General features: G+C 44.4%; 7 protein-coding genes and 1 pseudogene. All 8 read right to left on the reverse strand.

Annotated elements, in window-relative coordinates:
• Nucleotides 1–409: 409 nt before the first annotated feature.
• Nucleotides 410–2,021 (reverse strand): annotated as a pseudogene (locus BR04_RS17190) (IS1634 family transposase).
• Between the two features lie 104 nt (nucleotides 2,022–2,125).
• A complete protein-coding gene (locus BR04_RS17195; protein WP_496357258.1) occupies nucleotides 2,126–3,280 on the reverse strand; it encodes a glycosyltransferase in 1,155 nt (384 codons plus the stop codon).
• Nucleotides 3,281–3,363: 83 nt separating this feature from the next.
• The gene (locus BR04_RS17200; protein ID WP_496357259.1) at nucleotides 3,364–3,951 is read right to left on the reverse strand and encodes an acyltransferase; all 588 of its coding nucleotides are present in this window, start codon (nucleotides 3,949–3,951) and stop codon (nucleotides 3,364–3,366) included.
• A 78-nt stretch (nucleotides 3,952–4,029) separates the two neighbouring features.
• Nucleotides 4,030–5,082 (reverse strand): Gfo/Idh/MocA family protein, encoded by a 1,053-nt coding sequence (locus tag BR04_RS17205; RefSeq protein ID WP_496357260.1) that lies wholly within the window; start codon nucleotides 5,080–5,082, stop codon nucleotides 4,030–4,032.
• Nucleotides 5,083–5,095: 13 nt separating this feature from the next.
• On the reverse strand, nucleotides 5,096–6,649 hold the full coding sequence (locus BR04_RS17210; protein WP_496357261.1) for a DegT/DnrJ/EryC1/StrS family aminotransferase: 1,554 nt from the start codon (nucleotides 6,647–6,649) through the stop codon (nucleotides 5,096–5,098).
• Nucleotides 6,650–6,907, reverse strand: a complete 258-nt coding sequence (locus tag BR04_RS17215) for a hypothetical protein (protein ID WP_496357262.1) — start codon at nucleotides 6,905–6,907, stop codon at nucleotides 6,650–6,652. It lies immediately after the preceding gene.
• A gap of 43 nt (nucleotides 6,908–6,950) precedes the next feature.
• Entirely contained in the window at nucleotides 6,951–8,264 is a 1,314-nt protein-coding gene (locus tag BR04_RS17220; RefSeq protein ID WP_496357263.1) for a nucleotide sugar dehydrogenase, read from the reverse strand.
• Nucleotides 8,265–8,443: 179 nt separating this feature from the next.
• The coding region (locus BR04_RS17225) for a transposase (RefSeq protein ID WP_496357264.1) at nucleotides 8,444–8,774 on the reverse strand (331 nt) is incomplete at its 5' end.

The raw sequence follows: 8,774 nt of genomic DNA on the forward strand, positions 1-8,774 counted from the left end.
TATGGCGTCGTGTGTTAACATGCTTCTTGCTTTATCAGATCAGGCTGAGAATGTTTAGCTTCTTTTACCAATGCCCGGACTTTTGGAGTAGTTACCTTTTGCAATCTGAACGACCTCATTATCATAGAAATAAAGGCCCGTCACGGCATAGTTTGACCCCAAATCCTCCATCAACTTTAATCACACTTCCCTGTGGTATTTCGGGAGGCTTTTTTCAGCCCTCAACAGGGCGGTGAGTATTCAAAAAGGGTCTTTTATGAGGAATAAGTTTCAAATATGAGGCGCAGGACTCAAAAAAAATCAATCCGCAAAATTTTTAGCCGCAGCTACCCCTATTAAAGCAATTTTCAAAAATTTTTAATTGTTTACCAAAGAATCGGGCTAAACAGTTAAAACCTGAATTCCCGAGCTATTGTAACGAGGTCGGTGGGCTGAAACCCAGTTGCAAGTAAAGCTCCTGTTGGCGATTAGTCATTTCCCCTACCTGAAGACGCTTGCCCGGTATTTCAAAACACTCAATGGCATCAAGCTCATCCAGAATTTCTTGTAGGGTGTATTTTTTAAAAAGGATGGCATCTTGCATCTTCTTTGTAATGCAGGACAGGAAGATGAGTGCAAGGAACTTTACAAATAGCTTACCATCAAGACTTTGCTCCGATGAGACAGCCAGTCTGCGCATATTCAGCCTGTCTTTCAAATTCTCAAAAGCTTTTTCAACTCTGTCTTTGTTGCGATAAATATCGAGGGCTTCTACCGGATTTTTTATATCATTGCTCAGGAGAACAAAATAACCATGATTGAGCTTTGTCTCTGCCAGAGCATCCTCTTTTGCAATGATTTTAACACCTCGAACCGGTGTATTTTTTACCTCAAAATATCTGGTATATTGCTTCTCATGATCAGGATTGAGTTGCCCGCTCTCTAACTCTCCCTGCAGATCTGATAAGCGACTGAAAAAAGCTCTTTCATCTTCCAATGCACGCTCCGGAGAATAGTACAGGTGAAGATACATGCGGCAATCTCTACTTATCTAGTCATTTTTATATGGTCGCTTTTGAGCATAGTTCCAGGTTATAGACTGAGAATACGCATAAAGCTGATGGGCATTACTATAATTGCTCCAACTGCGCATGGTACCCCGAGCCTTATCCAGATTGGTTTTGACAAGTTTCAGCGATAGCTTGGCACCTATCAGGAACTTCAGATGGTACAGGTAAAGTTCGTTAATATTGCTTGCGCTGAAAAAACCTCGATCCAGAACCACCTTGATCTTTCCCGGCCCAGCATTTTCATGTCAGCCAGCAGTCTTTTTAGCGTCTTGACATCCGGGATATTGCCGGAAAGCTTCCGGTAATAAAAGGGAAAACGTGACTGCTGACCGAAAAGCAGGCAAAGGTTTATTTGTGGCAGACGATCATGCTCCTTATTTTTTCCATAACGAACCTGCCTGAGGCATTGGGAGTAACTGGAGATCGATGTTGTGTCGTATGCCAGATATTCGTTGTCAATCCTCCGCTTGCCTTGAAGTCTGAAAAATTGCTGCTTAGCCTCTTCTGTTATGGAAGCAAAAAGCTCACTGCTTCTTTGAGATGGAATAATTTGTCCATGGGGATGCTTATGCGTTGCAGCCCATCTGGGAAAACGGCTTAAAGGATTTCTGTCTTCCATGATCAAGAAATAGGCAATGGATAGAATCTCCCGATATGTCTCAGGAAAACATGTTTTCAAATCTTCCGCTACACCTGTTTCTTCACCGATCCTGTCAAATAGCCAGGTAGCCCAAAAAAAACTACGGGCTATTTGAGTAACGGGAACAGGGCCAAGTACTTTCTTTTTACCAAAATCTCCTGATGGCTCTTTTTTTTTTGATTAGGAATGACTTCCCCTGTATTTGAGTCGAGCTTCCCTATGCACTTTCGTTTCGCCCTGGATTGCTTTTTTTCTTTGTCCCAGTATGAAATTGACTCATAAACATAAGTTGTTCCGTTGTTTTTATTTCTCTGATACACAACTGCTGTCATATTAACCCCCTTGATCCTCGTTACAGCAATACTATTATAACGATGGCATTTCAAGGGGAAAATTTAGTTTTTTATTATATATTAAACAATTAACGCTGCCCTCGTTATAATTTTCCGGGAATTATTTCCTTGTAAAGTAATTCAAGCTTAGCTGTAACTGCGGTTTCACTAAAATTCTCAACACAGTACTCTTTTATTTTTTTATTATCAAACTCGGTCTCATACACTTTTTTCATTCCCTCATAAAGTGAATCAACATCATTTTTCTCAACTAAACAGCCAACTTCTTCCGTCACTATGGATTCAGGGCCACCACAACGTGTAGCAACCACAGGCTTACCCAATGCCAGTGCCTCAATTAGAACCACGCCAAAAGTCTCAAATTCACTGGATAAAACAAAAGCATCGGAGTGACAGATCTGCTCGGCAACCTGATCCCTACCCAACATGCCAAGAAAAACCACCTTATCCTTAACACCCAGCTTTTCCGATAAAAGCTCCAGCTCCTGCCTGCAAGGGCCATCTCCACCAATTCTGAGCCTGATATTTTTATAAACATTACAAAGCCTTGCAAAAGCACGAATCAAACAATCAATACGTTTATTCTCTGTAATAAAACATACATTAACAAACCAAAAGTCTTTATTTTTATCATTAGATGAAGGATATTCAATAAATTTATCAGAAACAATATTCGGCAAATAGAGCCATTCAGTACCATCGAAAAGATTTTGCAAAAGATGCGCAAATTTTCTGCTTACAGCCATTCTTTTTTTTGCTTTTTGTACTGGCAAACGTAGGATATCAATTTTTTGAGATCTTACAAATCCTTTAGCAAATGCAGAGCTATGCTCAGTGACAACATATGGAATGTCAAATTTTTTAAAAAGCGCATACGCCAAAAAAACTCCTTTATACATCGAGTGCACATGCACAATATCCGGTCTTCCATTCCTTTTTTCATACTCAGAATAAAGCTTAAGACCTGCCAACAGCCAATGCTTGCGTGTCAATAAATCCATTCGTGGTGTCACATTGACTGTTTTAAAACGATAAGTGATAACACCTTCGTCAAAATCTTTCTTAATCCCAAAACCATTTAAAATATTACGCCAATCTTTCAAGGATCTCATTTGTGGTGTTATAATACCAACTTTATGACCTCGTTTCCTGAGCGCAATGGCTTGCTCCCTAAAAAAACTGCCACCGATATCAGCCGGATGAGCAGGATACCATGAAGGAATTATGAGAATATGCATGCATGCTCTTTATTCTGTGGGTAAAAAAATAAATTTTAAAGCTGATAGGAAAATCAGCAATACACCTACCAGTGTTAAACCTTTTACCCGGTAACACTTTTACGCAATACATTATCACTGAATTGATACATCTCCCCTGTATGGGAGCATATGATTGTCGCACCCTCTCCCTCCAGTGGCAAATCCAACCTCTCCCCATACTCACTCATCCACCCGATCTGCCTTGCTGGTACACCCGCCATCAGGGCATAGTCCGGCACATCCTTTGTCACCACAGCACCTGCCGCAATGAAGGCAAAACGACCAATGGTAACACCGCATACAATGGTACAATTGGCCCCAAGGGTCGCCCCTTTTTTTACTAAGGTATCTCTGTAATCATTTTTACGCTCGATCAGGGCGCGGGGATTGTACACATTGGTAAAAACCATGCTGGGACCGCAGAAAACGCCCTCTTCCAGGGTCACATTGTCATATACAGAGACATTGTTCTGGATTTTACAAAAATCACCGATCACAACCTTATTACCCACAAAAACATTTTGTCCCAGAGAGACCCCTTTACCTATTTTTGCAGCGCCGCAGACATGTACCCAATGCCAGATGCGGCTTCCTTCTCCAATTTCTGCACCTTCATCCACAATGGCTGTGGGGTGAACCTGGTAACTCATCAATTTTTCTCCTGAATGCTGAATATTTGATGGGGAAAGGACTCCCCTTCTCCCAACAAGAGAACAGTTTTTCATGCTCTAATACTCCAGCGGCAAAGCCACCTTTTTACCGTCCCTTGCGGAAAGATACATGGCGATGAGCAGCTCCAGACTTTTCAGACCTTGCCGGCCATCGGTTTCCGGCTCCGCAGTACCCCGCAGCGTATCAATCACGTTGGCAAAATACAGGGGGTGACCAAAGCCATACACGGATGTGGTCTGGTAACTGGCATCGCCAATCTGATTATCTTCAGGCAGTTTTTCTTCAAAATCCCAGAGCAGCACCTCATTTACTGCAACTCCACCGATCTTGGCACTTCCTTTTTCTCCAAGAATGGTAATGCTGCCTTCAAGATTCTTCGGATAGGTGAGCATGGAAACATTCAGAGTGCCAAGGGCTCCATTGCGCCAGCGCAGGATGGCTGCTCCGGAATCTTCTACCTCAATATCTCTGGCAAGGGTTCCGGTATAGGCCATAACACTTTCCACAGGGCCTATAAGCCATTCAAACAGATCAATATAGTGGCTGGCCTGATTCATGAAAGCACCGCCGTCAAATTCCCAGGTTCCCCGCCATTTTGCACTGTCATAATATTCCTGGGGCCGGGTCCAAAACACATTGATGGCCACAGAATAAATTTTTCCAAAACGCTTCTGCATAATAGCATTTTTTAAAAGCTGCAAAGTGGCATTGCGACGGTTCTGTTTTACCACAAAAAGACGCACCCCTGCCCTGTCACAGGCTTCCACCATGGAAAGTCCATCCTGCCAGCGGGTGGCCATGGGTTTTTCCGTCATGACATGTATGCCGTAGCTCGCAGCAAGAATCGTCTGAGCAGCATGCAACCCGCTTGGAGTACAGATGCTGACAAGATCCAAATCTTCCTTTTCAAGCATGTCCTGCATGGACAGATATCCCGGAACACCATAACTTTGAATATGGTTTTCAAGAACGGCTGCATCCGTATCACAGACAGCAACCAGTTCCATGTTTTCCTTATGTTTTTCCAAAGAACCAAAATGATTTTTAGATATACGACCACACCCCACAATGGCAGCGCGAATTTTTCTGTCCTTTATAAAGCCGGGCATAGCATGCTTCCTTTCATACAAGGGTCTCTTTCAAAGCATCCACGACGCGCTTCAACGCATCCTCATTCAAAAGCGGATGCATGGGCAGGCTCATCACCCGCGCTGCCAGCTTTTCAGACACCGGAAGGCTTATTTTCTGATCCGCAAAAACAGGCTGCTGATGCAGAGGAATAGGATAATGTACCGCCGTTGGTATTCCCTTTTCTTCCAACACTTTCTGAACAGTATCCCGGTTTTCCACCTGCACCGTATACTGGGCATAAACGCTGGTATTCCATTCCTCAATAAAAGGCGTGATAATACCGGGGCATTCCTCCTGAATGATCTCCGAATACCGGGCTCCGATGCGGCCCCGTTTTTCTACCTCATCCGAAAAAATATCCATTTTTGCAAGAAGTATGGCAGCCTGAAGGGTATCCAACCTGCCATTGAATCCGATACGGGGATGGTGATAGCGCCTGTCCTGACCATGAATCCGGATTTCCCGCATGGCTTTGGCAAAATTCTCGTCATTGGTAAAGCAGGCCCCGCCATCCCCATATCCGCCAAGGGGTTTGGACGGAAAGAAGGATGTACAGCCAATGGTGGAAAGAGCACAGGATTTTCTGCCCTTGTATGTAGCCCCAAAGGACTGGGCCGCATCCTCAATGACGGGCAGATTATGCCTTGAAGCAATGGCAGTGATGGCATCAAAATCCGCACACTGTCCATAAAGGCTGACCGGCATAATGGCTTTTGTTTTGGCAGTAATGGCTGCTTCGATGAGATCCGGATTCATATTGTAGGTTTTGGGACACACATCCACAAAAACAGGCTTTGCCCCAAGCAGGGCAATAATTTCTGCTGTGGCAATGAAAGAAAAAGGGGTTGTAATGACCTCATCCCCTGCGCGAATACCCAACGCCATAAGGGCAATCTGAAGGGCATCCGTACCGCTGGCAACGCCGATGGCGTGTCTTGTACCCGCATAGGCAGCAAGGCGATCTTCAAGTGCCTTGACTTCAGGCCCCATGATGTACTGTCCATGGGCAAGAACTTTATGGATGTTTTTTTCTAAGTTTGGCCGGATACTGCGCTGCTGGGCGGCAAGGTCGATGAAGGGAATGGATTGACCTTCCTTTGACTGATCAATATAGGCATCTGGTGTTAAAATCCGGGAATCTCCCCGTGAAAGCAAACCCTGATCCCTGGTAATCAGAGCAATGGAACCCTTAGTAAAACGATCCAGAGAGCAGATAAGTTGCATGTCCTCCGGATCCTGATCTTCACAGACATCGCATTCACCCGAAAGTGCAGAAAGCCACTGGATATTTTCTGTAAAGACCTTCAGTTGTCTGGCTGCTATTTCCAGACAGGCTTTTCTGGAAATATTTTCTCCATTTTCCCTGGCCTGCTGCAGATGAACATTGGCAAGGGTATAGTGCAACGTCTGCACAGAGCCCGCATACACCCATACCTGCCCACCTGATCTGCGGCAACACTCAATAGCTTCAAAGGACTTATGAAACCATGGCTTCCGTACAGCACAGACATCCAGTATGATATTTACATCAAGAAGAACATCCATCTACTGATCCTCGCGTATCTGAAAAGCATCCAGAGACTCTTTTTGCTTAGGTGAAAGCTCCGGCAGTGCTTTTTCATCCATATTCAATACACTCTTCTTAATTTTTTCCATTTTTGACTGCCAATCCATAAAGGGGGCAGCCCCCTTTTGATAAGCATATTCAGGGATTTCTATGCGCACCTTGAACACATCCTGCTTCAGGTGAAGATGGGGGGGCAGTTCAATGCGGCCTTTATTGTATATGGCTTCAATCTCCATATGCAGCTCCTTGGTGCGGGTTAAAAAAAGAGTTTCCCCCTTTTTACGCCTTCACAATATGCCCTTCCGGTGCAAGGTATTTTCCGCGACTGTCCACAATCAGGCTGGCATGAGTACGGATGAGATCATAATCAAAGCGGTCATGGTCGGTTGCCAGCACCACGCAGTCACAAGTTTTAAGGTTTTCTTCGCTTAAAGGGGTGCTGGAAAGATCAAAGTGATGTTCCCTCATTTTGGGAAAAACCGGCACATGGGGGTCTGAGTAGGCGATTTCTGCCCCCAGATCCCTCAGTTTTTCCATGATCATGACTGAAGGGCTTTCCCGCATATCATCCACATTTTTCTTATAGGCAATACCCAGTACAAGGATACGGCTACCTTTGATGGCTTTTTTTCTCTCATTCAGGGCAAGCAGCACTTTACTGACCACATAATCCGGCATGGAGGAATTTACCTCTCCTGCCAGCTCAATGAAACGGGTATTGAGACCATACTCACGGGCCTTCCAGGTCAGATAAAAAGGATCAATGGGAATACAGTGCCCTCCAAGGCCAGGGCCGGGATAATAAGGCACAAAGCCAAAAGGCTTGGTGGCTGCGGCATTGATGACCTCATGAATGTCGATGTCCATTTTATCTGCAACGATCTTCATCTCATTAACAAGACCAATATTCACAGCCCTGTGAATGTTTTCCAGAAGCTTGGTCATTTCCGCAGCCCGTGTGGAACTTACGGGAACAACCCTGTCTATGGCCTGCTCATACAATGCCATTCCCACCTCAAGACAGGCCGGGGTATGACCACCAATAACCTTTGGGATGGTTCGGGTTACAAAATCCGGATTGCCCGGATCTTCCCTCTCCGGTGAATAAACAAGAAAAATATTCTCTCCCACCACAAGGCCACCCGCTTCCAGACGGGGCAGCAGTTCTTCTTCTGTGGTTCCGGGATAGGTTGTACTTTCCAGGGAAACCACCTGACCCTTGCGCAAAAAGGGCTTGACGGCATCCGTGGTATTCACCACAAAGCTGATATCCGGTTCCCGGTATTTGTTCAAAGGTGTGGGTACACAGAGAATAAGGGCATCACATTCTGCGGCCCTGCTGAAATCTGTGGTGGCTTCAAAGCCGGATTGACAGGCAGAAGCTATTTTTGCCGATGCAATATGCTCAATATAACTTTCACCCCTATTGAGCTTTTGCACCTTGTCTGTATCAATATCAATGCCCAGAACGGAAAAACCGATCTCGTTGTAGCGCAGCATCAGGGGCAGCCCCACATACCCAAGGCCCAGAATGCCAATGAGGGCGTTCTTATCTTTAAATTTTTGCAATACCAAGTCTTTATCAAGAGACATAAAAGCTCCTTGTTTAATCAATCAAAATTTATCACAATGGATATAAACATGATTTTCAAAAAACTTATCTTTAACACTTAAATTATAAGACATCTTCCTGCAGCCCGACGAAAACAGTTCAATCTGCCTTTTTTCAGACATCTTTACCCTTAAATCTGTCCGAAAAAACTATTTATACTCTACGCGGCCAGTAATGTGACATCTTCAAAAGTTTGAAACTTGAGCGTCATAAGCTTTTTCATAGCATTTCGATGAGTCGTTGGAAGTTTTTCTATGCAGCCTTCGATGCTACCTCGAAAATCCTGAAATGTTTCGTAATATTTCCCATAGAGGCAATCATTTCTGATAAACTTCCAAAGTCTTTCAATAAGATTCAGGTTCGGTGAGTACGATGGCAAAAAAAGCAGTTTTATTTGCAGATCCTCTGCGAGTTCTTTCACAACGGTATTGTGCTGGTATCGGGCATTATCCAAGACCAGTGTAACTGGGCCAACCAGCTTCCGGTCAGAG

Source organism: Desulfobotulus sapovorans DSM 2055 (assembly GCF_059569355.1).